General features: G+C 67.6%; 23 protein-coding genes. 13 read left to right on the plus strand and 10 right to left on the minus strand.

Translation table 11 applies throughout. The features are described from left to right. The first annotated feature begins 358 nt into the window (after nt 1–358). Both WS69_RS04530 and WS69_RS04535 read left to right on the plus strand, forming a co-directional pair. Complete coding sequence (locus WS69_RS04530; RefSeq protein ID WP_059469609.1) at nt 359–823, plus strand: GNAT family N-acetyltransferase; 465 nt, start codon at nt 359–361, stop codon at nt 821–823. A gap of 100 nt (nt 824–923) precedes the next feature. After that, complete coding sequence (locus WS69_RS04535) at nt 924–1142, plus strand: DUF1653 domain-containing protein (protein WP_059469610.1); 219 nt, start codon at nt 924–926, stop codon at nt 1140–1142. A 218-nt stretch (nt 1143–1360) separates the two neighbouring features. On the opposite strand, the gene WS69_RS04540 is transcribed toward WS69_RS04535, so the two are convergent. Then, nucleotides 1361–2572, minus strand: coding sequence for a winged helix-turn-helix domain-containing protein (locus WS69_RS04540; RefSeq protein WP_059469611.1), 1212 nt, complete (start codon nt 2570–2572; stop codon nt 1361–1363). Nucleotides 2573–2969: 397 nt separating this feature from the next. Then, nucleotides 2970–4367 carry an MFS transporter gene (locus WS69_RS04545; RefSeq protein WP_059469612.1) on the minus strand — a complete coding sequence of 466 codons (1398 nt, stop codon included), beginning with the start codon at nt 4365–4367 and terminating at the stop codon, nt 2970–2972. 110 nt (nt 4368–4477) lie between these two features. On the opposite strand from WS69_RS04545, the gene WS69_RS33990 reads away from it, so the two are divergent. Together WS69_RS33990 and treA are read left to right on the plus strand one after the other, a co-directional pair. Then, nucleotides 4478–4837: a hypothetical protein gene (locus WS69_RS33990; RefSeq protein ID WP_162498984.1), complete on the plus strand. Its 360-nt coding sequence runs from the start codon at nt 4478–4480 to the stop codon at nt 4835–4837. A gap of 45 nt (nt 4838–4882) precedes the next feature. After that, nucleotides 4883–6595 carry an alpha,alpha-trehalase TreA gene (gene treA, locus WS69_RS04555; protein ID WP_059469614.1) on the plus strand — a complete coding sequence of 571 codons (1713 nt, stop codon included), beginning with the start codon at nt 4883–4885 and terminating at the stop codon, nt 6593–6595. A gap of 318 nt (nt 6596–6913) precedes the next feature. Here treA and WS69_RS04560 read toward each other — a convergent pair whose 3' ends face one another. Beyond that, nucleotides 6914–7804, minus strand: a complete 891-nt coding sequence (locus WS69_RS04560; protein ID WP_059469615.1) for a helix-turn-helix transcriptional regulator — start codon at nt 7802–7804, stop codon at nt 6914–6916. Between the two features lie 360 nt (nt 7805–8164). Between WS69_RS04560 and WS69_RS04565 the strand changes: the two genes are divergently transcribed. Beyond that, entirely contained in the window at nt 8165–8989 is an 825-nt protein-coding gene (locus tag WS69_RS04565; protein WP_059469616.1) for an autoinducer binding domain-containing protein, read from the plus strand. 218 nt (nt 8990–9207) lie between these two features. After that, nucleotides 9208–11178, plus strand: a complete 1971-nt coding sequence (gene asnB / locus WS69_RS04570; RefSeq protein ID WP_059469617.1) for an asparagine synthase (glutamine-hydrolyzing) — start codon at nt 9208–9210, stop codon at nt 11176–11178. Nucleotides 11179–11227: 49 nt separating this feature from the next. On the opposite strand, the gene WS69_RS04575 is transcribed toward asnB, so the two are convergent. From WS69_RS04575 to WS69_RS04585, 3 genes are all read right to left on the minus strand, one after another. After that, entirely contained in the window at nt 11228–11680 is a 453-nt protein-coding gene (locus WS69_RS04575) for a winged helix-turn-helix domain-containing protein (protein ID WP_059469618.1), read from the minus strand. 658 nt (nt 11681–12338) lie between these two features. Then, nucleotides 12339–14573, minus strand: coding sequence for a xanthine dehydrogenase family protein molybdopterin-binding subunit (locus WS69_RS04580; protein ID WP_059469619.1), 2235 nt, complete (start codon nt 14571–14573; stop codon nt 12339–12341). Nucleotides 14574–14576: 3 nt separating this feature from the next. Next, on the minus strand, nt 14577–15038 hold the full coding sequence (locus WS69_RS04585; RefSeq protein ID WP_059469620.1) for a (2Fe-2S)-binding protein: 462 nt from the start codon (nt 15036–15038) through the stop codon (nt 14577–14579). 197 nt (nt 15039–15235) lie between these two features. On the opposite strand from WS69_RS04585, the gene WS69_RS04590 reads away from it, so the two are divergent. After that, nucleotides 15236–16222 carry an AraC family transcriptional regulator gene (locus WS69_RS04590; RefSeq protein WP_059469621.1) on the plus strand — a complete coding sequence of 329 codons (987 nt, stop codon included), beginning with the start codon at nt 15236–15238 and terminating at the stop codon, nt 16220–16222. A gap of 99 nt (nt 16223–16321) precedes the next feature. Beyond that, nucleotides 16322–16753: a nuclear transport factor 2 family protein gene (locus WS69_RS04595; protein WP_059469716.1), complete on the plus strand. Its 432-nt coding sequence runs from the start codon at nt 16322–16324 to the stop codon at nt 16751–16753. A gap of 400 nt (nt 16754–17153) precedes the next feature. Here WS69_RS04595 and WS69_RS04605 read toward each other — a convergent pair whose 3' ends face one another. Continuing rightward, nucleotides 17154–17510 (minus strand): DUF3564 family protein, encoded by a 357-nt coding sequence (locus tag WS69_RS04605; RefSeq protein WP_059469623.1) that lies wholly within the window; start codon nt 17508–17510, stop codon nt 17154–17156. 393 nt (nt 17511–17903) lie between these two features. Here WS69_RS04605 and WS69_RS04610 point away from each other — a divergent pair, with 393 nt between their 5' ends. The 3 genes from WS69_RS04610 (at nt 17904) to WS69_RS04620 (ending at nt 21870) form a co-directional block, all read left to right on the plus strand. Continuing rightward, on the plus strand, nt 17904–19142 hold the full coding sequence (locus tag WS69_RS04610) for an SfnB family sulfur acquisition oxidoreductase (RefSeq protein ID WP_059469624.1): 1239 nt from the start codon (nt 17904–17906) through the stop codon (nt 19140–19142). Nucleotides 19143–19146: 4 nt separating this feature from the next. Continuing rightward, entirely contained in the window at nt 19147–20361 is a 1215-nt protein-coding gene (locus WS69_RS04615; RefSeq protein WP_059469625.1) for an SfnB family sulfur acquisition oxidoreductase, read from the plus strand. Nucleotides 20362–20466: 105 nt separating this feature from the next. Further along, nucleotides 20467–21870: an LLM class flavin-dependent oxidoreductase gene (locus tag WS69_RS04620; RefSeq protein WP_059469626.1), complete on the plus strand. Its 1404-nt coding sequence runs from the start codon at nt 20467–20469 to the stop codon at nt 21868–21870. A 321-nt stretch (nt 21871–22191) separates the two neighbouring features. On the opposite strand, the gene WS69_RS04625 is transcribed toward WS69_RS04620, so the two are convergent. Together WS69_RS04625 and bprR are read right to left on the minus strand one after the other, a co-directional pair. Continuing rightward, complete coding sequence (locus WS69_RS04625) at nt 22192–23520, minus strand: ATP-binding protein (protein WP_059469627.1); 1329 nt, start codon at nt 23518–23520, stop codon at nt 22192–22194. Then, complete coding sequence (bprR, locus tag WS69_RS04630; protein WP_059469628.1) at nt 23521–24243, minus strand: two-component system response regulator BprR; 723 nt, start codon at nt 24241–24243, stop codon at nt 23521–23523. Between the two features lie 235 nt (nt 24244–24478). On the opposite strand from bprR, the gene WS69_RS04635 reads away from it, so the two are divergent. Both WS69_RS04635 and WS69_RS04640 read left to right on the plus strand, forming a co-directional pair. Next, nucleotides 24479–25225 carry a MipA/OmpV family protein gene (locus tag WS69_RS04635; protein ID WP_059469629.1) on the plus strand — a complete coding sequence of 249 codons (747 nt, stop codon included), beginning with the start codon at nt 24479–24481 and terminating at the stop codon, nt 25223–25225. Nucleotides 25226–25248: 23 nt separating this feature from the next. After that, on the plus strand, nt 25249–26433 hold the full coding sequence (locus WS69_RS04640; protein ID WP_059469717.1) for an SDR family oxidoreductase: 1185 nt from the start codon (nt 25249–25251) through the stop codon (nt 26431–26433). A 22-nt stretch (nt 26434–26455) separates the two neighbouring features. Here WS69_RS04640 and hpaR read toward each other — a convergent pair whose 3' ends face one another. Further along, nucleotides 26456–26893 (minus strand): homoprotocatechuate degradation operon regulator HpaR, encoded by a 438-nt coding sequence (gene hpaR / locus WS69_RS04645; protein WP_059469630.1) that lies wholly within the window; start codon nt 26891–26893, stop codon nt 26456–26458. Nucleotides 26894–26969 lie beyond the last annotated feature (76 nt).

A 26969-nucleotide genomic window follows, 5' to 3' on the forward strand; every position in this document is an offset into this window, starting at 1 on the left:
GGGATCGGGCGGCGGCGGAAAGACGCGGCGCGAGCGGGTGCGGCGGTGTGGGGTGGGGCGCAAGGTTCACGTCGCTATTAATTGGAGAAGGTACGCTAGCCCGCGAACGGCGAACGGCGAACGGCGAACGGCGAACGGCGAACGGCGAACGGCAAGCCGCAAGCCGCAAGCCGTGTGCGTGACGGTCGGCGCGACACGCGGAGCGGGAGAGGCATACGGCCCTGCGCGCGCAGGGCGTGAAGCGCCGCGCTGCAAACGAGTTGAATTGCCCGACGCCGCGCACGCACCGCGCCAAACGCATCGCATCGTCGCCCCTTGTTGACGGACGATACTTCGCGCTATCGTTATAGGCTCCCGCATGCGTTTCGTCTCCCGGAGTTCCGCCGTGCCCATTTCTCCGATCCCCGCCCTGCGTTTCTCGACCGACAAGGCCGAGCTCGACATCGACGCGATCTACGCATTCCTGCGCGACGAAGCGCATTGGTCGAAGGGTATTCCGCGCGATGTGGTCGAGCGGGCGATCGCCGGGTCACTCTGCTTCGGCGCGTATCTCGACGGACGGCTCGTCGGCTTCGCGCGCCTCGTCACCGATCAGGCAACGTTCGCGTATCTCTGCGACGTGTTCGTGCTGAGCGAACATCGCGGCAAAGGCTACGGCCGCGCGCTGATCGATCATGTGTTCGCGCAGGACGCGGTGCGCGGGCTGCGCCGCGTGGCGCTCGTCACGACCGACGCGCACGCGCTGTATCGCCCGGTCGGCTTCACGACGCCCGCGCATCCAGATCGCTGGATGGAGCTGCATCGGCCCGACGTCTACGCGTAGCCGCAGCCGCAGCCGGGCGCGCGCTGAGCTCGGCCGCCCGCCGCCGCGCCCGGCGCGCCGCGCATACAATACGCGCTCATCGATTTTCATGGAGCGCACTATGACCGAGCAGGAAGCCGAACGAATCGCGACGCATCGCCATTACAAGGGCGGGCTGTATCGCGTGATCGGCGTCGCGCGACATTCGGAGACGGAGGAGTCCCTCGTCGTCTACGAACAATTGTGGCCGAAGGCGCGCAGCCTCTGGGTGCGTCCCGAAGCGATGTTCAACGAAACGCTCGCCGACGGCACGCCGCGTTTTCGCAAGCTGAGCGACTGACGCGCGCGGCGCGCACCGGCGGACACGCGCGCGCCGGCGAATCGGCGACGCTCGTCTGAGCGCGTCGCGGCTGCTTCTTTGATTGCATCGGCCTATTCTTGGCCGGCGCGATCAACGTGCGCGGGACAACGATCTTCGCGCTTCGGCGTTCTATCCTGAAGCCGCGATGCTCGTCGCGGCGCGCCGCCCGCTCGTGATCGGCTTTCCGGCCCCGGACATCAATCCGCACCGATCGCCCGCGCAATCTCCTTCGGCGCGCTGCCGACCTCGACGACGGGCGTCTCGTGCCAATCGGCAAGCTTGCGCACTGCGCGGCCGACGTCGACCGCGAGTCCCGCGCCGAGCCGCACCCCCGGCTCGATGTGCACAGCCTTCAGCTCGAACACGCGTTGCGCGCGATGCGCCTTCGCGTCGACGCGGCCGACGAGCCGCCCGCGATGCAGGATCGGCAGGCAGAAGTAGCCGTAGCGGCGCTTGTGCGCGGGCGTGTAGCACTCGATCGTGTAATCGAAGCCGAACAGCGCCGATGCGCGCCGCCGGTCCCAGACGACGGGATCGAACGGCGACAGCAGCGTCGTGACCGTCGAGCGCAGCGCACCATCGCGTGCGGCGTCGACGAGCGGCGCGAGCTCGCGATGCACGAACGCGTTTTCCTTCCAGCCGTCGACCGCGACCGGCAGCAGCTGGCCCGCGTCCGCGAGCGCATGCAATTCGTCGCGATACGAGCGCTTCGGCAGCCGGTAATAATCGGCGATCCAGTCTGCGCGAACGATGCCGAGCGCGCGGCAGGTGTTGTCGACGAGGCGCGGCAGCACCGTTTCGCGCGGCGGCAGGTCGCGTGCGTCGTCCCAATCCGGCAGCACGCGCTCGGCGACGTCGTAGACGCGCTGGAAGTTGCGCCGCTCGGCGACCATCAGATGCCCGGTCGAGAACAGCACTTCGAGGTGCCGCTTCTCGGGCTTCCAGTCCCACCAGCCGTTGCCCTTGCCGGCGCTGCGCGTGAAATCGGCGGAGCGCACGGGGCCGCTCGCTCGGACGTGCGCGAGCAGCGCGTCGATTTCCTTGCGATGCTTCGCATGCCATTCGGCCGCATATTTCCAGCCCATTCCGATCGGGTTGAGCATCTTGTGACGCATCAAGCCGAAATCCTCGATCGGCAGGAAGCACGCCTCGTGCGACCAGTATTCGAACAGTTTCACGTCGGCGAGATGCTCGTCGAGCCATTGCGGCGCATACGGGCCGAGCCGGCTGAACAGCACGAGATACGGGCTGCGCGCGACGACGTGGATCGTGTCGATCTGCAGTTGCGCCATCCGGCGGATGGCGGCGAGCACATCGGCCTTGACGGCCTTGCGGCGAGGCGGAGTCAGCAGGCCCTGCGCGGAGAGGTGCAGCGCGCGGGCGGAGGCGATCGAAAGTGGGGCGGTCACGAGCGGCGCGAATGAGCAGACGGAAGCGGATGCGCCACTTTAGCGCGATTCCGCGCGGCGCGTCGTGCGCGGTGAAGCATTGCCACGCGGGCGTCTGACAATCGTTGACAGAAGTCTTTCGGAAGTTTCCTTATAGTCTCATCGACATAAGCACTCTGCTTCCGACGCACGATATCTCAATGGCACGCAGGGAGCGAGTCCGGACGTCTCACCCCCGTCGAGACGGCCGGAGCAGTTCAAGCGGACATCCATGCGGCTTTCAGCCGGCCCCGAGTGGATGTCCGCCGATTTTTTTCGGGGCGAAGAAATTTCGGCGTCCCAATTTCGAACGGCGGCGTGCGCATTCCTTCAGTACATCCACTACCTTCAGCACCGATTCCCCGCGCGCTCGGCCGCTTCAACTGCGCTTGCCGCGCGCGACCTCGTCGCCTGCGTTCGGCTGCAGCCGCCGCGTGATTGGGATCGACGCGAACGAGCACAGCCCGACGACGACGAAGGCCGGCCAGAAGTCCGACCAGACCATCGTCGGATGCCCTTGCGCCCAATGCGATACGTGCAGCACGAGCCCCGCGACCGTCACGCCGAGGCCGAGCGACATCTGCTGGACGACGCTGCCGAGACTCGTTGCGCGGCCCGCGTCGCGCGCGGAGATCTCCGCGTAGATCATCGAATTGAGGCTCGTGAACTGCAGCGCGGGGAAGATGCCGCCGACGAGCACGATGAGCCAGATCGCGAGCACCGACATCCCCGGATGGAACGCGCCGTACGCGGCGATCGCGAGCCCGGCGAACGCCGCGTTGTACATCAGCACGGTGCGAAAGCCGAAACGCTTGAGCGTGCCCGGCGCGAGCATCCGCGTGAGCGCGCCGCCGACGGCCGACGCGCACGTGATCGCGCCGGAATGGAATGCGCTCATCCCGAGCCCTTCCTGCAGCGCGAGCGGCAGCAGGAACGGCACCGCGCCGAGGCCGATCCGGAACAGCGAGCCGCCGACGACGCTCGCGTGATACGTAGGAATGCGCAGGAATCTCAGATCGAGGACCGGCCGCTCGACGCGCCGCGCGTACAGCACGTACATGCCGATGAGCGCCGTGCCCGTCACGCCCATCGCGAGCGCGGTGCCGCGCGACGTGAGCGCGCCGTCGAGCAGCGTGAGACCCATCAGCAGCAGCGCGGCGCCTGCGGCGGAAAGAATGAAGCCGAACCAGTCGAGCGGACCGGGATCCGGCTCGTGCGTGTTCGCGATGTGCTTGTTCGCGAGATAGATGCCGAGGATGCCGATCGGCACGTTGATGAAGAAGATCAGCCGCCAGTGCAGGTACGTCGTGATGAAGCCGCCGAGGAGCGGCCCGGCGGCCGGGCCGAAGAGCGCGGGCACGCTCAGGTAGTTCATCGCACGAACGAGCTCCGAGCGCGGCACCGCGCGGAAGATGATGATGCGGCCGACGGGCACCATCATCGCGCCGCCGACGCCTTGCACGAAGCGCGCGAACGTGAAGAGCTCAAGACTGTTCGACGCCGCGCACAGCAGCGAGCCCGCGACGAAGATGCCGATCGCGGTGCGGAACACGGTGCGCGCGCCGAAGCGGTCGGCGAGCCAGCCGCAGATCGGGATGAACACGCCGAGGCCGACGACGTAGCTCGTGATGGCGATGTTCAGCGTGACCGGATTCTGCCCGAAGTCGCGCGCCATCGCGGGCAGCGCCGTGACGATGATGTTGGCATCTACGCTCTCCATGAACAACGCGCAAGCCACGATCAGCGGTGCGATGAAGGCGTAGATAGCAGACGGCATGGCAACGACGCGCGATAAAGATGCCATTATTGCATCGATTGTTGCAGCATGCTTGCGCATGCAACGACGTGTTGCCGCCGCGCGTCGCTCGTTGCGCACGGCGTGCGCTCGTGCAGTTGATCGACTTCGAGGGGCGGCGGCTGCCCGCCGGGCAGCGGGTCGGCTGCGTCGCGGAGCGGATCGTCGCGGCGCTGCTCGCGGCGTTCGGCAAGGACGGCGCGCGCCCGCTCGACGACCCGGCCGTCGCGGCGCACGACGTGCTCGCGATCGCGAAGGACATCGTCGACGTCGACGCGGTGTGCGAGCGCGGCGAGGCCGGCACGGCCGCGCTCGAAACGCGCGTGCTGTACTGCGTACGGTTATTTGCGCGCAATGTGCGATGGACCGCTTGCGTGAGCGCCGGTTTTCGTGCGAATCTGCGCGGCGCGGCATCCGACAGACCAAAGCCGCGCCGCGCCGGGCACGCGTGACAGGAGACCATATTGCCGTTCATCTCGAAAACGGGAGGAGGAGATATGGTCACGCCGCGGCATCGCCCGCTTCATGTCGAAAATCCGCTCTATCGTCGCCTGCTGAGCGCACCTGCATGGGTTGCGCTCGTCGCCGCGGCCGGCATCGGCTGCACGAGCGCGACGCTCGCGCGCGCCGATTCGTCGCGCGCGCCGGCTTCGGCGGCCGTCTCCACGGCGGCCGCTTCCACGGCGGCCGCTTCCACGCCGAGTGTGGCGTCGATTCCGCCGCCGCCGAGCCAGCTATACGGCGATCTCTTTGTTGCAGTGCAAACCGCGCAGATCTTCGAAGACCAGAAGACCTTTGTCGATTCGACGCCGAACGCCGATCCCGCGACGATCGTCCAGCTGTACCAGCAGCAAAAGGGTCAGCCCGGCTTCTCGCTGAAGGCGTTCGTCGCGCAGTACTTCACGCCGCCGGCCGATCAGTCGGTGACGCCGCCGCCGAACCAGACGCTGCGCGAGCACATCGACTGGCTGTGGCCGAAGCTCACGCGCACGACGACGACCGTGCCGCCGTACAGTTCGCTGATTCCGCTGCCAAAACCGTACGTGGTGCCGGGCGGACGCTTCCGCGAGGGCTACTACTGGGATACGTATTTCACGATGCTCGGCTTGCAGGAGGCGGGCCGCGAAGATCTCGTCGACGACATGCTCGACAACTTCGCGTACCTGATCGACGCCGTCGGCCACGTGCCGAACGGCAACCGCAGCTATTACGTGAGCCGCTCGCAGCCGCCGTTCTTCGCGTACATGGTGACGCTCGCGGCGAAGGTCGAGGGCAATCGCGTCTACCAGAAGTACCTGCCCGCGCTGCGCAAGGAGTACGCCTACTGGATGCAGGGCGAGCGTACGACGCCGCGCGGTTCGGCGACGCGCAACGTCGTCGCGATGCCGGACGGCGCGGTGCTGAACCGCTACTGGGATGCGAACGACACGCCGCGCGACGAGTCGTATCTCGAGGACGTCAAGACCGCGCAACAGGCGAGCGGCCGGCCGTCGGCCGAAGTCTGGCGCGATTTGCGCGCGGCGGCCGAGAGCGGCTGGGACTTCAGCTCGCGCTGGTTCGGCGACAGCCGCACGCTCGCGACGATCCGCACGACCGCGATCGTGCCCGTCGACCTGAACAGCCTGATGTTCCATCTCGAGACGACGATCGTGAAGGGCTGCGCGGCGACGCGCGACTTTGCATGCGCCGCCGAGTTCGCCGGCCGCGCTGGCAAGCGCGCGGTCGCGGTCAACCGCTATCTGTGGAACCGCAACGGCTACTACGGCGACTACGACTGGAAGCTCGGCAAGCCGCGCGACAACCTGTCGGCTGCGGCGCTGTATCCGCTGTTTGCGGGTGTCGCCTGGCCGGAGCGCGCGAAGCAGACCGCGAGGAACGTGCAGAAGACGCTGCTCGAGCCGGGCGGGCTCGCGACGACGACCTACGACACGACGCAGCAATGGGACGCACCCAACGGCTGGGCGCCGCTGCATTGGATCGCGCTTGTCGGACTGCAGCAATATGGCGAGAAGGCGCTCGCGAACGACATCGGCACGCGTTTCCTCGCCGACGTGAAGGGCGTGTACGCGGCGCAGGGCAAGCTCGTCGAGAAGTACATCGTAGAAGGAACGGGCACGGGCGGCGGTGGCGGCGGCGAGTATCCGCTGCAGGACGGCTTCGGCTGGACCAACGGCGTGACGCTCAAGCTGCTCGATCTGTACGGCGGGTGACGCGCACCCTCGAGCAGGGCGGGCGCGAGCGGCGGCGGCCGGCTCGCGTTCCGTCAGTTGGTTGCGTGTGCAACGGTTGCGGCCGAGGTTCGGCTGCTGCCGGCGACGGTTGTTTGCCGCCGTTCGATGTCGTGCGGCGCGCGCTCGCACAGCGCGACGGCGGCGGCACGGGTGTCGCGTCGCCGTCGAACGGAGATCGGCGCTTTGCATTCGCGATCCGCGATCGCCGTCCGGCCTTCGACTATGGCCGCTCGATCGCAACGACGCAACGACGCGGCGCAACGTCACGCCGCGCGCAAACATGCGCCAATACGCGCATCAGATCAATCCGCGCGCCGACGCGAAATAAGTCAACTGAATCCGGTTCGCGACGCCGAAGCGTTTGCGCAGCTTGCGCAGATGGTAGTCGACGTTGTGCGCGCTGGTGTCGAGCCGTCGGCCGATTTCCTTGTCGGATGCGCCTTCCGCGATGCCGACGAGCAACTCGCGCTCGAACGGTGTGAGGCGCTCGACCGCGCGCTCGCGCGACGACGCGATCAACTGCGGCGCAGCGAACCGATGTACCGACAAGCCGAGCGACAGCACCTGCTCGAGCGTCGCGGACGAGATCCAGTCGCGCGAGCGCCGTGGCGCGGTGTAGCTCGCAAACGCATGCATCCGCGTGCCCGGCACGAGCATCGAATACATCACGCCGCTGCACATGTCATCGTCGTGCATCACGCGCAGAAAGCCGTCGAGCGCGTCCGAGCCGCGCGCCGCGTGATCCCGCGCGAGCTGCCGCAGGTCCCAGACGACGGGCATGCTCGATGCGCGCGTGCCGAGCATCCGCGGATCGACGTCGTGATGGCGACGCCGCACGTAATCGCCGCGATACGCGGCGGGCGTGAACGCTTCGTGCAGATACAGGCATTCGGCGTCGTCGCGCGAGAACTCGATCGCGAAATAGGCGAACGTCGCAAAGCCCATCAGCCGCAACAGGCTCGTCGCGATGCGGCCGCATTCGGCGGTGCCGCGCGCGCTCGCGAGCATCTCCGCGACGCCCAGGCGCGGCGCGAAGCGCGGCTCGGCATCGGCCGCGCGCCTCACGTGGCCGCACCAGACGACGTCGATCGTCTGCGCTTCGCGCGTCGTGCCGTCCGGATTCGAGCGCGACACGGGGCGCGCGACGTTCGCGACGGCGGCGTCTTCCTGCACTGCAATGTCCGACATGACGAAAAACCTCGCGACGGTAATCCGATGCCGTCCGACCGGGCGGCCGGACGCGATGTGCGATCGCAACGTGCATGCTTGTGGCGAGCGCGTGCGCAGCCTGCGTGCTTGCGACCTGCGCATTCGCCACGGGCGCCTCCAACGTGCACGTCGTCGCCACGCACGTCTGCGGCCAACGTCGAGACGACACGCGGCGCACCCTTGTCCGGGCGAAGGCATTGTACAAAGCGGCGCGCTTGCGCGTAATATCCCGTAATACTAACCGCGCTCGGCAGCGATACGAAAGCGCGGACCAAAGACCACGTGCTTGTCGGGGTTCCTGCGCAACAGCATCACGCACACAAGAAGCCGGCTTCCCCCATGACAATTGCTGACAGCGCGCCGCGCATCGAATGGTTCTCGCATGCCGAGTTCGTCATGCCGCGCAGCGAATGTGCGCCGCGCGATGCACATCCTTCCGTATCGTCGTTCGCCGCGTCGCACGATTGGCCGCGTCGCGCGGCGTTCGACGTCGCGGACTGCGACGCGCGCCTGCGCGCGGCCGGCTTCACGACGCTCTGCTACGGGGCATTCGAGCTGATCGGTCAACAGATGCTCGCCGCGTATCTGTTGCGCGATTTCGCGCCTGTATCGTTCGTGCGCGCGTACGTCGAAGGTCGATTGTTCGAAGCCGATCCGCGTTTCGCCGGATGGCGCCAGGGGGTGTCGCCGATCGCGTGGCGGATCGACGAGCTCGACGCGCATGCGCGCCGCACCGGCGAGCGGCGCATGCTCGCGCTCGTGAATTCGTTGCGTGCGCATGCAATGCACAGCGGCGTGATCTTCTGCTGGCCAGCGCCGCATCTCGATTTGCGCGTCGCCGTGAGCCTCGCGTCGGAGGCGCACGACGCATGGCTCGACGATCGCGTGATCGGCTGCGCGCTCGCACTCAGCCTCGACGTGCATCGCGCCGCGCAGCCGCACCTCGACGCGCGTGTCGGCGGCGCACGCGCGTTCGTGCTTGGGGACGACGAAGCGGCGGTGCTCGAGCGGCTCGTGCATGGCCTGTCCGATCAGGAAATCGCGAACGCGCTCAGCACGTCGTTGCATCGCGTCGGCGCGCAGATCCGCACGCTCGAAAAACGCTTCAACGCGCGCAATCGCGCTCAACTCGCCTATCTCGCAGCGCGACGTTTGCGCGGATGACGAAACGCGCATCGGACGCACGCCGGATGGCGCGATGCAACAAATTTGCGCATCGTGTACAAAACCGCTTACAGGCGAATTAATTTTTCAATAGAAAAAAATGACCGCTGCAAGGTGGATTAATTGATGAATATTTTCTTCGTAATATGCGCCCAATCGACGGGTGCAGGACGCCCGTCAAGCCATATCCTTTTCACTATTCAATCGAGATATTCGTCATGTGCGGAATCAGCGGCTTCGTGGGCCCTGTTGCATGCGCACCGGAGACAGCCCGCGCGACCCTCGCGCGAATGACGGACAGTCTCGCGCATCGCGGCCCGGACGATACCGGATTGTGGGTCGATCCCGAGGCGGGCGTCGCGCTCGGGCATCGGCGCCTGTCGATCGTCGATCTGTCGGAGCATGGGCATCAGCCGATGCTGTCGGCGTGCGGCCGCTATGCGATGACGTTCAACGGCGAGATCTACAATTTCCGCGAGTTGCGCCGCGAGCTCGAACGCGAGCGGCGCGCGCCCGAGTGGCGCGGTCATTCGGACAGCGAAGTGCTGCTCGCCGCATTTTCCGCGTGGGGCATCGATCGTGTGCTGCAAAAATCGGTCGGCATGTTTGCGCTCGCGCTATGGAATCGCGAGTCGCGCGTGCTCACGCTCGCACGCGATCGCATCGGCGAGAAGCCGCTCTATTACGGACGCGTCGGCGACTCGTTCGTGTTCGGTTCGGAGCTGAAGGCGCTGCGGCGCTTTCCAGGTTTCGGATCGCGTGCGATTGATCGCGACGCACTGTGCCTGTATCTGCGATACGCGAGCGTGCCCGCGCCGTACACGATCTACGAAGGGATTCGCAAGCTGCCGCCCGGCACGTATGCGCAGCTCGAGAACATCGAGATCGAACCCGCGCCGCGCCGCTACTGGTCGCTCGAGCGCGTGATCGCCGCGGGCCGCGAGAATCCCTTCGATGGCGATGCGAACGCCGCCGTCGCGCAACTCGATCACGTGTTGCGCGATGCGATCGCAGAGCAATCGGTCGCCGACGTACCGCTCGGCGCGTTCTTGTCGGGCGGCGTCGATTCGTCGGTGATCGTCGCGCTGATGCAGACGCAGACCGCGCAGCCAGTGCAGACGTTCACGATCGGCTTCCACGAGGCGGGCTACGACGAAGCGGGCTATGCGAAGGCGGTCGCGCGGCACCTCGGCACGTCGCACACCGAGCTCTACGTGAAGCCGTCCGATGTGCTCGCGACCGTCCCGCGCATGCCTTCCGTCTACGACGAGCCGTTCGCCGATTCGTCGCAGATTCCGACGCTGCTCGTCTCCGAGCTGACGCGTCGTTACGTGAAAGTGAGCCTGTCGGGCGACGGCGGCGACGAACTGTTCGGCGGCTACACGCGCTATTTCCTCACGCCGCGCCTATGGGGCCGGCTGCGTCGCGTGCCGGCGTCGGTGCGGATGCGGATCGCGGCCGCGCTGCACGCGCTGCGGCCCGACCACGCGGATCAGATCGCCGCGCTCGTGCAAGGCGTATGGAGCTCGTCCGCGCAGCGCGACGCGTCGCCGCGCGTCGGCGACCGGCTGCACAAGCTCGCCAACGTGATGACGGCGGACAGCCGCACGTCGCTGTACCGGCTGCTGATGTCGTCGGTCCATCATCCGGAGCGCTTCACGCTCGCGGGCCACGAGCCGAAGACGCTGATCGACTCGCCTGACGCGTGGCCCGCCGGCCTGTCGTTCGCCGAACAGGCGATGGCCGTCGATACGCTCACGTACCTGCCGACCGACATCCTGACGAAGGTCGATCGCGCGGCGATGGCAGTGAGTCTCGAGACGCGGATGCCGTTTCTCGATCATCGCGTCGTCGAGTTCGCGTGGCGGCTGCCCGAGGGGCTGCGCATTCCGGACGCGCAGGACAAGTGGCTGCTGCGCAAGCTGCTCTATCGCTACGTGCCGCGGCCGCTGATCGACCGGCCGAAGCAGGGTTTCTGCGCGCCCGTCGGTGCGTGGCTGCGTGGCGAGCTGAGCGACTGGGCGACGGAGCTGCTGTCCCCCGCGCGCCTGCGAGACGAAGGCTATTTCGACGCGGCGCGGGTCGAGCGACTGTGGCGGCAGCATCAGTCGGGCCGGATGAACTGGCAGCATCCGCTGTGGACGGTGCTGATGTTCCAGGCGTGGCTCGAGCGGCGGCGCGCCGAGTAGGCCGCCGAGTGCATGCTGGAAGCCGTCCGCACGGAGGCGCGGGCGGCGTTCAGTGATATTCGGCGACGAACTTGCAGTGCGGCACGGCGGCCGGGCGCGCGATCGGCGCGGCCGCGTCGGCGTCGACGTGGGGCTCGCCGACGCGCGCCGCTTGCTGCTTGTCGTGCGGCTCGACGTGCATCGTCGCCGCGCCGAACAGCACGAGCCGGTAGCCGATCGAATAGATCGGAATGATCCGCATGTTCTTGTCATAGTCGAGGCCGAGCTTCGACCGGATGCGCGACACGTGCGTGTCGAGCGTGCGCGACGACACGGCGAGTTCCCGGCCCCACACAGTCTCCTGGATCGCCTGGCGCGACACGACCTTGTTCATGTTGTCGAGCAGGAATTCGACGACGTCGAATTCGCGCGGAGTCAGACTGACCAGTTCGCCGTCGATCTCGATGATGCGTCGGACGAAGTCGATCTTGATGTTGTCGATGTACAGATACTTGCAATCCATGATGATCCTCGTGATTCGCAGATGGATGGGGCGAACGACACGAGGGGCTTACTGCAATTGTCGGGCCAGCCTGGCGCAATGCAGCAGGCAAGCGCTTCGAAAGGTCTTTTTTACGACTCAAGTGCATGAATTGACAGCGTTTTCATGCGAGCGTCGCTGGCTTGTCATTACGCTGGAAATGTAACAATCTGAAACCGGTTGAAGGTGTGTTACGTAGCACCGGCGTTCGTGTTACGTCGATGCGAGCGGCGACGTAACACGAGGGGAACGATCGGGACGGGCGGGGCGGCCGGGCTTCGGCTGCCGGGGCGGAATCAGCGAGAAGCGCGCTCTTTGGCGTGGTGTGGCGAGGCGTCGGACGAGGCGGCTGGCTGCACGCGCGAGCGGCGGGGGCGCCGATCCGTCATCGCGGATTGCGACAACTGTCGGCGACCTTTCGACGATTTGGCGAGGCGGCGCCGGCGCGCCGGCGACCGGCTCACGATCTTTTCGGGACGACCGGCGCGCGGCGATGGGTTCAAGACATTCGATTCGACGCGATCATCTGCCATTGCCGATTCGAGACGACCGTTTCGAGAACGCACGTCGAAAACGACCGCATCAAGAACGTCTGTTCCAAAAGCGACCGGCCCGCGCGCCGCGCGCGATGCGTCACGCGTTACGCGGTGGCTTCCCCGGCAGCCGGAAACGGCAGCGTATGGCGCCGCTTGCCGGTCGCGGCGAAGATCGCGTTCGCGACCGCCGGGCCGATCGGCGCGACGCCCGGCTCGCCGACGCCCGTCGGGGCCTCGCCCGACGGCACGATGTGCACCTCGACCTTCGGCATTTCGGCGATCCGCAGCACCCGGTAGCCGTCGAAGTTGTTCTGCTCGACCTTGCCGTCCTTCAGCGTGATCGCGCTGTGCAGCACCGCGCCGAGTCCGAAGCCGATGCCGCCTTCCATCTGCGCGGCGACGATGTCCGGATTGATCGCGGTCCCGCAATCGACCGCGCAGACGACGCGCTCGACCTTCACGCCGCCATGCTCGTCGACCGACACCTCGGCGACCTGTGCAACATAGCTCTTGAACGACTCGGCGACCGCGATCCCGCGTCCGCGGCCCTTCGGCAGCGGCTTGCGCGGATCCCAGCCGGCCTTTTCGGCAGCGAGCTCGAGCACGGCCTTCATGCGCGGCTCGTGCGCGAGCAGGTCGCGGCGGAACAGGTACGGGTCCTTGCCCGCCGCATGCGCGGCCTCGTCGATGAACGCCTCGACCGCGTACGCGGTGTGCGAACTGCCGACGACGCGCCACCACAGCACCGGCACGCCGGCCTTCGTCGTCGTCAGCTCGACCGAGACGTTCGGCACCGCGTACGGCAGGTTCGCCGCGCCTTCGACCGACGTCTGGTCGATCCCGTTCTTCACCATCACCGGCTCGAACGGCGTGCCGGCGAGGATCGACTGGCCGACGATCCGGTGCCGCCACGCGACGAGCTTGCCGTCCTTCGTGAGCGCCGCGTCGAGCTTGTGGAAGTACATCGGCCGGTAGAGACCGCCGTGGATGTCGTCCTCGCGGGTCCATTGCAGCTTGACGGGCGTGCCGTTCGCGCCGAGCGCCTTCGCGATCGACACCGCCTCGACGACGTAGTCCGACCACGCGTTCGCGCGCCGGCCGAAGCTGCCGCCCGCGTACAGCGTGTGGATCTTCACTTTCGACGGATCGAGGCCCGCGACGCGCGCCGCGTTGCCCTGATCGATCGTCTGGAACTGGTCACCCGCCCAGATTTCGCAGCTGTCGGCTGTCAGCGTGACGACCGCGTCGAGCGGCTCCATCGGCGCGTGCGCGAGATAGGGGAACTCGTAAGACGCGGAGATCCGCTTCGCCGCGACGGTGAGCGCGCGCTCGGCGTCGCCGTCGCGGCGCGCGGGCGTGCCGGGGCGCTCGGCGAGCTGCCGATACTCGCGCATCATCGCGTCGGAGCTGCGCTTTTCCGCGTTCGAATCGTCCCATTCGACCTTCAGTGCGTCACGGCCTTGCTTCGCGGCCCAGAAGCCCTTCGCGACGACCGCGACGCCGCGCTCCACCTGGACGACCGCCACGACGCCCGGCACCGCCTTCGCCGCCGTCGCATCGAACGACTTCACGGTCGCGCCGAAAAGGGGCGGCCGCTGCAGCAGCGCGACGAGCATGCCGGGCATCGTCACGTCGATCGTGAACTGCGCGGTGCCGTCGGATTTCGCGAGCGCGTCGACGCGCGGCACCGGCTGGCCGATCAGGCGGAACTCGCGCGGCGACTTCAGCGTGACCTTGTCGGGCACGGGCAGCGCGGCCGCGGCCGTCGCGAGCGAGCCGTAGGTCGCCCCGCGGCCGCTGCCCGCGTGGCGCACGTAGCCGTCGCGGGTCGTCAGCTCGGCGGCGGGCACGCTCCATTGCACGGCGGCCGCCGACACGAGCATCGCGCGCGCCTTCGCCCCCGCTTCGCGCAGCTGCATCCACGAATTCGCCATCGCCGAGCTGCCGCCCGTGCCTTGCAGCTTGCCGAACTGCAGGTTCGCGTAGCGCGTCGCGTCGGCGGGCGCGCTCTCGACGCGCACGTCGCGCCAGTTCGCGTCGAGCTCTTCGGCGACGATCGTCGCGATGCCCGTGTACGCGCCCTGGCCCATCTCGAGGTGTTTCGCGATCACGGTCACGCTGTTGTCGGGTGCGACGCGCAGGAACGCGTTCGGCGCGAACGCGCCGGTCGCGGCGGCGTCCGCGCCGGCAGCGGGCGCGGTGGCGGCGAGCGCCGGGCGGCTCGCGTCGAGCCATTCGAAGCCGATCGTGAGGCCGACCGCCGAGGCGGCGCCGGCGGCCTTCAGGAACGTGCGGCGGGACGCGCGCACCGCGTCCGGGAGATCGAGGTCGGTGGTCATCGCTCAGGCCTTCAAGGTGGCGGCCGCTTCGTGGATCGCGGCGCGGATGCGGGTGTAAGTCGCGCAACGGCAGATGTTGCCGTTCATCGCGGCGTCGATGTCGGCGTCGGTCGGCGCTGCGTTCTGCTCGAGGAGCGCGGTCGCCGACATGATCTGGCCGGACTGGCAGTAGCCGCACTGCGGCACTTGCAGCTTGACCCACGCGGCCTGGACGGCCTTCGCGGGCTTGCTCGACAGCCCTTCGATCGTCGTCACGCGCTTGCCGGCGACGGCCGCGAGCGGCAGCACGCACGAGCGCACCGCCTGGCCTTCGAGATGCACAGTGCACGCGCCGCATTGCGCCGCGCCGCAGCCGAACTTCGTGCCGTGCAGGCCCGCATCTTCGCGGATCGCCCAGAGCAGCGGCATCGCGGGATCGGCGTCCAGCGTCAGATTCTTGCCGTTCAGCACAAACGAGGTAGACATGGACAATCTCCGTGGGGATATCCCGGACTTGGCGCCGGGTGATAGCCGGCAGTGTGAGGGACGGACCGCCGTCGTGTTTACACAATCCTGCAAAAATATTGAACAATCCTGCAAATCCCCGAGGGCCGCGCGCGGCGGTTGCATCGTCCGCGCGCGTGCCTGTTCCGATCACGACCACTGACGCTTTTTCATTGACGATGGAACAGCGCTACAACACGTTCGAGCCCGCCGCGCACGCGGCGTCCCCCCGATCCGATGCGCAGCCGCCGCTCGCGCCGCGCGAAGCCGCGCGCCGTGAGCTTGCCGCGCTGATCGACCGCTTCGCGCCCGTCGACGGTGCGTATCCGAGCGCGATTCCCGCGCTGTCGTTCTTCCGCTGCTCGTCGCCCGCCGACCTCGGCTGCAGCGTCACGCGCGCCGCGTTCGTGTTCGCCGCGCAGGGCGCGAAGCGGGTGACGGTCGCGGGCCACGCGTACGAATACGACCATCAGCACTGCCTCGTCACGTCGGTCGATTTGCCGATGCTGTCGCAGGTCACGCGTGCGTCGGCCGATGCGCCGTATCTGTGCGTGAAGATCGCGCTCGATCTGCAGCGGATCGCCGAGCTCGCGGCCGAGATGCGGATGCCGCCGCCGGACGCGGTGCCGACGGGCGAGGGAATCGTCGTCGGCGCGCTGTCCGCGCCGCTGTTCGACGCGGCGTTGCGGCTCGTGCGATTGCTCGATACTCCAGACGACATCCCGATCCTCGCGCCGTTGATCGAAAAGGAACTGCTGTACCGGCTGCTGACGGGCGGGCAGGGCGCGCGGCTGCGGCACATCGCGGTCGCGGGCAGCCAGACGTATCGAATCGCGCGCGCGATCGAATGGATCCGGAATCATTACGCGGAGCCGCTCAGGGTCGAGACGCTCGCGCAGCAGGTCAACATGAGCGTGTCGTCACTGCATCATCACTTCAAGCACATGACGACGCTGAGTCCGCTCCAGTATCAGAAGCAGCTTCGGCTGCACGAGGCGCGCCGGCTGCTGATCGGTCAGCACGCCGACGTCGGCTCGGTCGCGCTCAGGGTCGGGTACGACAGCCCGTCGCAATTTAGCCGCGAGTACAGCCGCCTGTTCGGCGCGCCGCCGTTGCGCGACGTCGTGCAACTGAGGCGGCGCAACGGAATCGGCATGCAGGAATGATGTGAGGGCCGCGCATCCGATCGAACGCGAGACGCCGGTCTCGATTGGGGGGGCATGTCGCGCGGCGAGGGACGTGCGTCTCATTTGTTCCGCATGGTCATGCGCGCATCTGCGCGCGAGCGACGCGACGATACGAACATGAATAGGGACATCGAAATGGCTGTCGACGTGGCGCGCGAGTTCTGGCGCTTGATGAGCACGAACGATTTTCACGCGGTCGCGGCCGTGCTTGCGGACGACTTCGTGCTCGAATGGCCGCAATCGAACGAGCGTATTCGCGGCGCCCGAAACTTCGCGCTGCTGAATAGCGAGTATCCGGCGCATGGATCGTGGATGTTCACCGTCGGCCGCTTGATCGGCGACGCGCACGAGGCCGTGTCCGATGTGTCGGTGACCGACGGCGTTCAGCGGGCGCGGGCGATTTCATTCTTCACGGTGGCGCATCGGAAGATCGTGCGCATCGTCGAGTTCTGGCCCGAGCCGTACGATGCGCCATACGATCGCTCGCATCTCGTCGAGCCGATCGAATAAGCGAAGCGATATGACGGGCGTGAAGCGTCGGATTGCATCGGATCGTGTCGCACGGTCGCGAATTGCATGCGCACGTGCATGCATGTACGCGCGACGTGCGCTTCGAACGATGCGATGCGGACTGCGAGAAAATCAGGCGCTCGCTTCAGGAAAGCTTGACGAAGCGCGCGTCGCGAACGGCCGCGCATGTGCGCACTCGAGCCTCAGGCACGAGCCTCTAAAATGCACGCCATCAATGCAAAGCGGCGTTCGCCTGGTCCGCGAACGCCGCTCTCGACGTGTGATGTGTCGTGGTGGTTTGGAAGGGCGATTTCCGATCGGCGTTCCGATTCGAAAATCGATTGCGTGGCCGATCGTTCCGCGCGGCACCCGGCGATGCGTCGCCGGACGCGCGCCGCGTTCAGCGCACGACGGTGAAGCCCTGATGCTCGGGCTGGAACGACTCCGAGTCGACCGCCTGCAAGCGCCACGCGCCTTGCGGGCGCTTGCCGCCGAGATCCACGGCGCCGTGCTCTTCGTCTTCGGACGACGGCTGTACGTTCGAGAACGACAACCCTTGCAGCCGGCACAGCGCTTCGCCGCTGTCGGCCGAGCACAGCGCAATCGCGCCTTCAACGTCCTTCATTTTGCCCCACGTCGGCAGATCGATGCCCTGATGCGCTTCGCGTGACCACAGATGCTCTTCGGTGTCGAGCCACAGGACCGCGAATTGCTGCGCAGAAGAATCGCTGCCATTGATTCGAATGGTGAGGCGCATGCTTCGTCTCCTTTCGAGGGTTAGCCGGTGAGCTTTCCCAGTCTAGGTGGATTGACGCGGAACGCAAGAAGCGTTGCGAAAAGATTGACGCGGGTCACATCGTCCTGCGTTGGACGATGCGCGCGAACAAACGTGAGCATAGCGTGCGCGCGCGGACTCTTCTGCGCAATCAGGTGTTTTCATGAGCGATGCATGCAAACGCGTGTCATATATGATCCGACCTCGTCGCATGTAGGTGCGTCGATTTGCCGCCTGCATTCGGTCTGCATGCCGCCAATGCAGCGCGCGCGATGCGCATCTTCTGCGGCCCGGAATAACGATTCCCGAATCGATCGGTTGGTCGCGGCGAGCCCCGTTGATAGATTGGTCCCTTGTTCTTCAACGGAGACACGCATGTCCGCGATCTATGAGACGACAGTCCAACCCGCGCGCGACGCGTCCGCGCGAGACGCGCATCCAATCGCGAGCGATGCCGAGGCGCTCGACATCGCGCGCACGCTCGCCGCGCGGCTCGCACAAGGCGCTGCCGAGCGCGATCGCGAACGCCGGTTGCCATACGACGAAATCGACTGGTTCTCGCAATCGGGCCTGTGGGCGATCACGGTGCCGAACGCATACGGCGGCGCGGGCGTGTCGCACGTGACGCTGACCGAGGTCGTGAAGATCGTCGCGGCCGCGGACCCGTCGCTCGCCCAATTGCCGCAGAACCATTTCGGCCTCGTCGACGTGATCGCGCTCACGGGCACCGATGAACAGAAGCGCTTCTTCTTCGGCGAGATCCTGAAGGGCAAGCGCTTCGGCAACGGCTTCTCGGAAAAGGGCACGAAAAACGTGCTCGACCTGAAGACGAAAGTGATCCGCGACGGCGACGGCTATCGCGTCGACGGCACGAAGTTCTATTCGACGGGCGCGCTGTTCGCGCATTACGTGCCGGTGCTCGGGATCGACGATGACCGCAAGGGCTGGCTCGCATACATTCCGAAGGGCACGCCGGGGCTTTCCGTGATCGACGACTGGTCGGGCTTCGGCCAGCGGACGACCGCGAGCGGCACGGTCAAGCTCGACAACGTGCGCGTGCCCGCGTCGCACGTGTTTCCCGCGCATCGCGTATCGGAGCAGCCGACGCTGAACGGTCCGCTGTCGCAGATCATTCAGGCGGCGATCGATGCGGGCATCGCGCACGCGGCGCTCGACGATACGCTGCGCTTCGTGCGCGAGCGCTCGCGACCGTGGATCGACAGCGGCGTCGAGCGCGCGGTCGACGATCCGCTGACGATTCGCGAGATCGGGCGTCTCTTCATTCAACTGCACGCGGCCGATGCGCTGCTCGAGCGCGCGGCGCGCACGCTCGACGCGATCGCCGCGCAAAGCGAGATCGCCGAGGACGACGTCGCGCGCGCATCGGTTGCGGTCGGCGAGGCGAAGGTGCTGACGACCGAGATCGCGCTGCTCGCGAGCGAGAAGCTGTTCGAGCTCGCCGGCACGCAGGCGACGCTCGCCGAGCACGGCCTCGATCGCCACTGGCGCAACGCGCGCACGCATACGCTGCACGATCCGGTGCGCTGGAAGTACCACCTCGTCGGCAACTACTATCTGAACGGCGTCGCGCCCGCGCGCCACGCGTGGAACTGAGCCGATGAACGCCGTCACGCAATCGTCCGCCGCGCGCGCGGCGCGGCGGATTTCGAACGACGCCGAAGCGATCGACGCGGCCCGCACGTTCGCGGCGACGGTCGCGCCCGACGCCGCCGCGCGCGACCGCGAGCGCCGCCTGCCGTATGCGGAGCTCGACGCCTATTCGGCGACGGGCCTCTGGGGCATCGCTGCGCCGCGCGCGTTCGGCGGCGCGGCGGTATCGGCCGCGACGCTCGCGGAAGTGACCGCGATCGTGTCGGAGGCGGATCCCGCGATCGGCCAGATCCCGCAGAACCATTTCTTCATGCTCGAAGTGCTGCGCGTGAACGGCACGCGCGATCAGCAGCGTTTCTATTTCGAGCGTGCGCTCGCGGGCGAGCGCTTCGGCAACGCGCTGTCCGAGCGCGGCACGAAGCACGTGCGCGACTATCGGACGACGATCACGCCCGACGGCGCGGGATTCCGGCTCAACGGCCGGAAGTTCTATTCGACGGGCGCGCGCTTCGCGCACTGGATTCCGGTCGTCGCGAAGGACGCGAACGAGCGGCTGCACGTCGCGTTCACGCCGGCACATGCGCCGGGTCTCACCGTCGAGGACGACTGGAACGGCTTCGGCCAGCGCACGACGGGCAGCGGCACGACGCGGCTCGACAACGTGTACGTCGACGCATCCGCGGTCGTGCCGTACAGCGATGCATTCGATGCGAAGCCGACGCCCGTCGGCCCGTTCGGCCAGCTGCTGCATGCGGCCGTCGATCTCGGCATCGCGCGCGCCGCGTTCGCCGACGCGCGCCGCTTCGTGCGCGAGCGCGCGCGGCCGTGGATCGACAGCGGCGTCGAGCGCGCGAGCGACGATCCACTCACGCTCGAGATCTTCGGCAAGCTCGCGGTGGATCTCGACGCGGCCGGCGCGCTGACCGAGCGCGCGGGCTTGCGCGTCGACGCGGCGATCGACGACGCGAACGAGCGCACGGTCGCGGCCGCGTCGATCGCGGTCGCGAAGGCGCGCGCGGCGACGACCGAGATCGCGCTCGCGGCGTCGTCGCGTCTGCTCGAACTCGCGGGCACGCAAGGCGCGCTCGCCGAGCACGCGCTCGATCGCCACTGGCGCAACGCGCGCACGCATACGCTGCACGATCCGGTGCGCTGGAAATACGTCGCGATCGCCGACTACTACCTGAACGACGCGCTGCCGCCGCGCCACGGCGCGCTGTGACGCGGGACCGCGCATCGATCAACACCGACCAGCACCGTCCCGCATCGAGCACCGTCCCGCATCGAGCACCGACCCGCATCGACCGAATCGAGAGACCGCTCCACCATGACCCGTCAGATCCGTTTCAACGCTTTCGACATGAACTGCGTCGGCCATCAGTCGCCGGGGCTCTGGGCGCATCCGCGCGACGAGTCGTGGCGCTATCGCCAGCTGAGCTACTGGACCGAGCTCGCGCAACTGCTCGAGCGCGGCAAGTTCGACGGCCTCTTCATCGCCGACGTGCTCGGCATCTATGACGTCTATCAGGGCAGCGGCGAAGCGGCGATCCGGCAGGGCGCGCAGGTGCCCGTCAACGATCCGATCCTGCTCGTGTCCGCGATGGCGGCCGCGACGCAGCACCTCGGCTTCGGCATCACGTGCTCGCTGTCGTACGAGCATCCGTATCCGTTCGCGCGGCGCATGTCGACGCTCGATCATCTGACGGGCGGGCGCGTCGGCTGGAACGTCGTCACGTCGTATCTCGACAGCGCCGCGCGCAACCTCGGACTGCCGCAGCAGACGAGCCACGACGAGCGCTACGCGATCGCCGACGAGTATCTCGACGTCTGCTACAAGCTGTGGGAGGGCTCGTGGGAGGACGGCGCGATCGTGCGCGACGCCGCGCGCCACGTGTTCGCCGAGCCGTCGAAGGTCCATCCGATCGGCCATCACGGCCGCTATTACGACGTGCCCGGCATCCATCTGTGCGAGCCGTCGCCGCAGCGCACGCCGGTCCTTTATCAGGCGGGCGCGTCGAAGCGCGGCAAGGACTTCGCTGCGCAGCACGCGGAGTGCATCTTCGTCGCCGCGCCGTCGCGGACGATCCTGAAGGCGTTCGTCGCCGACATCCGCGAGCGCGTGAAGCAGTTCGGCCGCGATCCGCGCGACGTGCTGATCTTCAACCTGCACACGGTGATCACGGGCCGCACGTCGGCCGACGCGCACGCGAAGCATGCCGACTATCGCCGCTACGCGAGCGACGAGGGCGCGCTCGCGCTGATGTCCGGCTGGACCGGGATCGACCTGTCGAAGTACGACCTCGACGCGCCGCTCGAGCACGTCGAGAGCAATGCGATTCAGTCGGCGGTCGAGGCGCTGTCGAGCGCGGATCCGACGCGCAAGTGGACCGTGCGCGAAATCGCGCGGTGGGGCGGCATCGGCGGACTCGGGCCGGTGTCGGTCGGCGATCCGCGCGAGATCGCCGACGATCTGCAGTCGTGGGTCGACGAGACCGGCGTCGACGGCTTCAATCTCGCGTATGCGGTGACGCCGGAGACGTTCGTCGACGTCGTCGAGCTCGTCGTGCCGGAACTGCAGCGGCGCGGCGTCTATCAGACCGACTACGCGCCGGGCACGCTGCGCGAGAAACTGCATCGCGCGGGGCCGCGGCTTGCCGCGCCGCATCCGGCCGCGCGCTATCGCGTCGGCGGCGAGCACGCGGTCGCGGAGCGCGTCGCGGCGGGGGAGTGAGAGCGGAGCGGCGGGGCGGCGTCGTCGCTCGGCGGCGACGCGGTCGATGAATGGTTCGACGCGGCGTCGCGTGATCGCGGATTCAACGGCAGACCGAGTGGGGAATCGGGTGGCAATACGAACGGCGAAGCGAACGGCAAAGCGAGAGGCGAATCGAACGGCAGAGCGAACGGCGAAGCGAACGGCAAATCGGCGCCGCCAAGCGGATGCGGCGCGTCTCGAGGAAGCGACGCGCGTCGACCCGATGCATCGCTAGCTGCTTACGCGAAGCGGCCGGCGCGATTCATGGCGAATCGCCGCCTCCGCCACAGTCGACTTGCGTCAAGTCACCCTCTCCCGCGCCATCTGCTCGCGAGCCGGCACCTCGAGCGCCGGCAGCGTGATCGCGAAGCGCGCGCCGCCGATCGGCGCGTCGCCGAGCCGCACGTCGCCGCCGTGCGCGAGCGCGACGCGCCGCACGATCGTAAGCCCCAGCCCGAAGCCGCCTGTCTGCCGGTCGCGGCTCGAATCAAGCCGATGGAACGGCTCGAACACGCGGTCGCGATCGGCGGCCGGAATGCCGGGGCCGTCGTCGTCGACCGTCAGCACGAGCGCGCCCGCTTCGCCGGGCGCCGCCTGCAGCGAGATCGTCGTCTCCGCGTAGCGCATCCCGTTGCGGATCAGATTCAGCAGCGCGCGTGCGACGAGCTTCGCATCGCACACGTGGCACGCGGGCGCGCCGTGAATCGATACGTCGAACGTGAGGCGGCGATCGGCGATGTCGTTCGCGACGCTGCCCGCGACGCTGTCGACCAGCTCCGCGACCGTCACCGGCATCAGCACGAGGTGTCCTTCGCCTTGCTCGAGCCGGCCGATCGTCAGCAATTCGGTGACGAGCTCGTCGAGCTCGCGCACGTCGCGGCGCAGCGCCTCCTGCCGTTCATGCATGCGCCCGGTCGCGTCCGGCGACGCGAGCAGCGCGAGGCCGAACTCGAGCCGCGCGAGCGGCGTCTTCAGCTCGTGCGAGATCCCGTGCATCATCTCGCGCTGCCGCTGGATCGACGCTTCGATCCGCTGCGCCATGTCGTTGAACTGTTGCGAGAGCCCGTAGATGTTCGACTTGCGCGATAGTTGTGCGCGCGTCGACAGCCGGCCGCCGCCGAATGCGCGCGCGGCCGCCTCCAGCTTGCGCAGATCGCGCCAGTGGTAGTGGATCCACAGCGCGACGGCGAGCAGCGTCGCGAGCGCGACGGTCAGGTACGCGGAGATCTGGATGTCGAGGCTCGGCGGCTCGTTCGGGTGCGCGTGCAGCACGGTGCCGTCGACGAGCGGCATGAAATAGTTCTTGCCGTCGTAGCTGATCGCGATCTCGCCGCGATCGAGGTCGCGGCGCTGCTCGGCGCTCAGCAGCTTGCGGGCGTCGTCCATCGAGATGAACTCGAAGCCCTCGTCACCGTGCTTCGCGAGCTCGCTCAGCGCGTGCTTGCGCTCCGGTCCCGGATGGCGCTCGAGATAATCGTTCAGCACGAACGCGTAGGTGGCGAGCGTCTCGCGCGCCGCGCTCGAGATGCGCGCGTAGAAGAACCGGTCGAACGACGTGTTGATGAAGATGATCGCGGCCGCGGCGCAGATGACCACGACGAGATACAGCCTGACGAGCGAGCGCAGCATTCAATCGTCCCACGCGGAAGGGCTGAACAGATAGCCGCGTCCCCAGATCGTCTTGATCTTGTGCGGCTCGGACGATGCGTCCTCGAACCGGCGCCTCAGCTTCGAGATGCCCGAGTCGACCGAGCGGTCGAGACCGTCGAACTCGATGCCGCGCAACTGCTTCAAGATGTCGTCGCGGCTCAGCACGGTGCCCGCCGCGCGCGCGAGGATCAGCAGCAGGTTGAATTCGGCCGTCTTCAGGTCGACGGGCTCGCCGCGCCACGTGACCGTGCGGTTCGGCGGCGAGATCGTCAGCTCGCCGAACACGAGCGCTTCGCTCGCCGGCGTGTCGACGGGCGCGCCCGGCTGCGTGCGGCGCAACAGCGCGCGGGCGCGCGCGACCAGCACGCGCGGCTCGATCGGCTTCGTCACGTAGTCGTCGGCGCCCGTTTCCAGGCCGGCGACCTGGTCGTAGACGTCCGAGCGCGCGGTCAGGATCAGCACCGGCACGTTCGAGAACGCGCGGATCCGGCGGCACACTTCCATGCCGTCGAGATGCGGCAGCATCAGGTCCAGAATCACGAGCGCGGGCTGGTGCTCGCGCACGGCCGCGACGGCGAGATCGCCGCGCCGGATCACCGTCACCGAGAATTCGTAGCTGTCGAGATACTCGCGGATCAGCTGCGCGAGGCGGTCGTCGTCTTCGATCAGCAGCACCCGATATTTGAGCGGGACTTCGTTCATGGTCTCCTCGGAATGGTTCCGCGCGCGCGCGTGGGCGCGGGCAGGGCACGCGCATTCTAGCCGCGCGCGCCGTTTGTCGGGGTCGGCTGCAACAATCGCCGACAATCGAACACAAATCCGCACATATTCCCGAAACTTTCGGGACAGATTCGCGCGGCGCACGAACCTAGACTGCGGACTTCCCGACTCTTCCCCCGACATCGTGAGCCCGTCCATCCACTCTCTTCGCTATTGCGTGCCGTTCGCCGGCTTGATGTCGGTCGCGGCCGCGCATGCGGAAAACGTCTATACGCTCTCGATCGGCGGCGGCTTCGTGCCGCGCTATGCGGGCAGCAACCAGTATCACGGCGTGGTCGCGCCGTTGTTTTCCGCGAAGCTCGACAACGGCTTCTTCATCGGTCCGCTCGACGGCGTCGGCTACAAGCTGAAGCTGCCCGGCGACGCGTTCGTCGCAGCTGCCGTGACCTACGATCCGGGCCGCGCGGACGAAAACCGCTTCGATCTGCCGGGCTCGAACTACCTGAAGGGAATGGGGCGCGTGCCGGGCTCGGTGCTCGTCGCGGTGCGGGCGGGCGTGAAGCTGTACGGCGGCAGCATGCTGAGCGTGACGGTCGATACGCCCGTCACGCATACGTCGCGCGGCGTGTCCGGGCACGTCGACCTCGCGGTGCCGGTGTTCAGCGCGGGGCGCCACGAAGTCGTCGTGACGGGCTCGGTGCACGCGGCGTCCGGCCGCTATACGCAGACATTCTATGGCGTGACCGACGCGCAGGCGGCCGCGACCCGCTTCGCGCCGTACTCGACGAAGGGCGGCATCGACAGCGTGTCGACGTCGGTCGCGTGGACCTACGCGTTCTCGAAGCACTGGTCGGTGAACACGACGGCGGGCGTCACGCATCTGCCCGGCCGTTACGGGAACAGCCCGATCGTGCAGCAGAAGACCAACTACTTCGGGCTGTCGTCGTTGATTTATCGTTTCTGATTCTGAAGAAGGAGGTGGCCATCGTGCTGATCTGGAAAACTGCGCTCTCGCTGACCTGGCGGGCGGACCTCGTGTCGCCCGCGAGCGCGCCCGCCGCGGCAGCGCACGTCGACCGGATCGTGCTGACCGGCGCGACCGGTTTCATCGGCGGCGCGGTGCTCGTATCGCTCGTCAATGCCGGGCTGCTCGATCGCGTCGTGTGCGTCGTGCGCGCGTGCGACCGCGCGCACGCGCTCGTGCGGTTGCGCGCGGCGGCGCTCAGGAGCGGCCTCGCGCCGTTCTGGGCGGAGCGGCTCACCGAAGCGAACGTGATCGCGGGCGAGCTCGACGGCGCGTTCGCCGACGTCGATGCGGCGCGCCTCGCATCGGCGTCGCACGTGATTCATTGCGCGGGCGTCGCGTCGCTCGCCGACGCTCCGGTCATCAACGAGACGAACGTCGACGCGACGCTGCGCTTCGCGCGCCGTTTCGCGGGCAGCCGGCGGCTGCAGCGTTTCGTGCACGTCGGCGCGGCGTTCGCGTGCGGGATGAAAGGGCGCAGCACGGTTTGCGAGGACGATGCGCCGACGTGCGGCCGCGAGGTCGACTTCGTGCCGTACACGCGCGGCAAGCGCGACGCGGAAGCGCAACTGCGCGCGCTCGGCCTGCCGCTCGTCGTCGTGCGGCCGTCGTGCGTCGTCGGCCATACGCTGCTCGGCACGCAGCCGTCGGCGAGCACGTTCTGGATGTTCCGGATCGTTCACGCGGCGCGCCGCTTCACCGCGCGGCCGATGACGCGCATCGACGTGGTCGCGGTCGACGACTGCGCGCGCGCGCTGATGCTGCTCGCGCTGAAGCCGTCGCTCGCGCACGACACGTATCACGTATCGGCGGGCGACGAAGCGCCGACCGTCACGCAGATCGTCCGCGCGATGGACGAGGCGGTGGGCCTCGGCGACGAGCCGCGCTACGCGCTCTGCTCGTCCGCCGAGTTTCCGTCGATCGCGCGCGACGTGCTCGGCCGCCGCGACGTCGCGTGTGCGCGCGTGATCGAGCGGGCGTTGCAGTCTTACGCGGCTTTCGCCGAACTCGACTACGTGTTCGACAACGCGCGCGTGCGCGACGAGATCGACTTCGAACCGCTGCCGTTCGTCGACTACGTGAACGAGTGCATGCGCACGTCGCGCGGCGTCGACGTGCTCGCGCAGATGCCGCGAGCGGTCCGCTGACGGCGCGCGCGGCGGCCGCGCGTCACGAGCCGCCGACTTCGATCAGCTTGTCGAGCGCCTCGTATACTTCGCTCAGCGCGTCCGCGCCGAAGCGTTGCTCGATGAGCCGGTACTGCTCGTCGATGCGCGGACTGATCTGCGTGACGAGCTGACGGCTCTGCGGCGTCAGGCTGACGATCAGCCTGCGCTGATCCTCCTGGGCGCGCGTGCGGCGAATCAGGCCGTCGCGCTCCATCCTCTCCAGCACGCCCGTGAGGCTCGGGCTCAGGATGCAGCAGCGCCGCGCGATCTGCCCGGCTTCGAGCTCATGAGACGGTTCGCCGTCCAGCACGCGAATGATCCGCCATTGCTGCTCCGTCAGCGCAAATTCCTTCAGGATCGGCCGGAACCGGCCCATCAGCGTTTCGCGGGCCTCGAGCAGCAGCATGGCCAGATTGCGATGATCGAACGTACGATTCATGAGGTTCCTGGAATGACGGTTGATCCATCAATCTTAGCAGGGCGAAAATCGTCGGTGACCGCCTTATCGAAGTTAT

This window comes from Burkholderia sp. BDU5, assembly GCF_001522845.1.
Lineage (GTDB): Bacteria > Pseudomonadota > Gammaproteobacteria > Burkholderiales > Burkholderiaceae > Burkholderia > Burkholderia mayonis.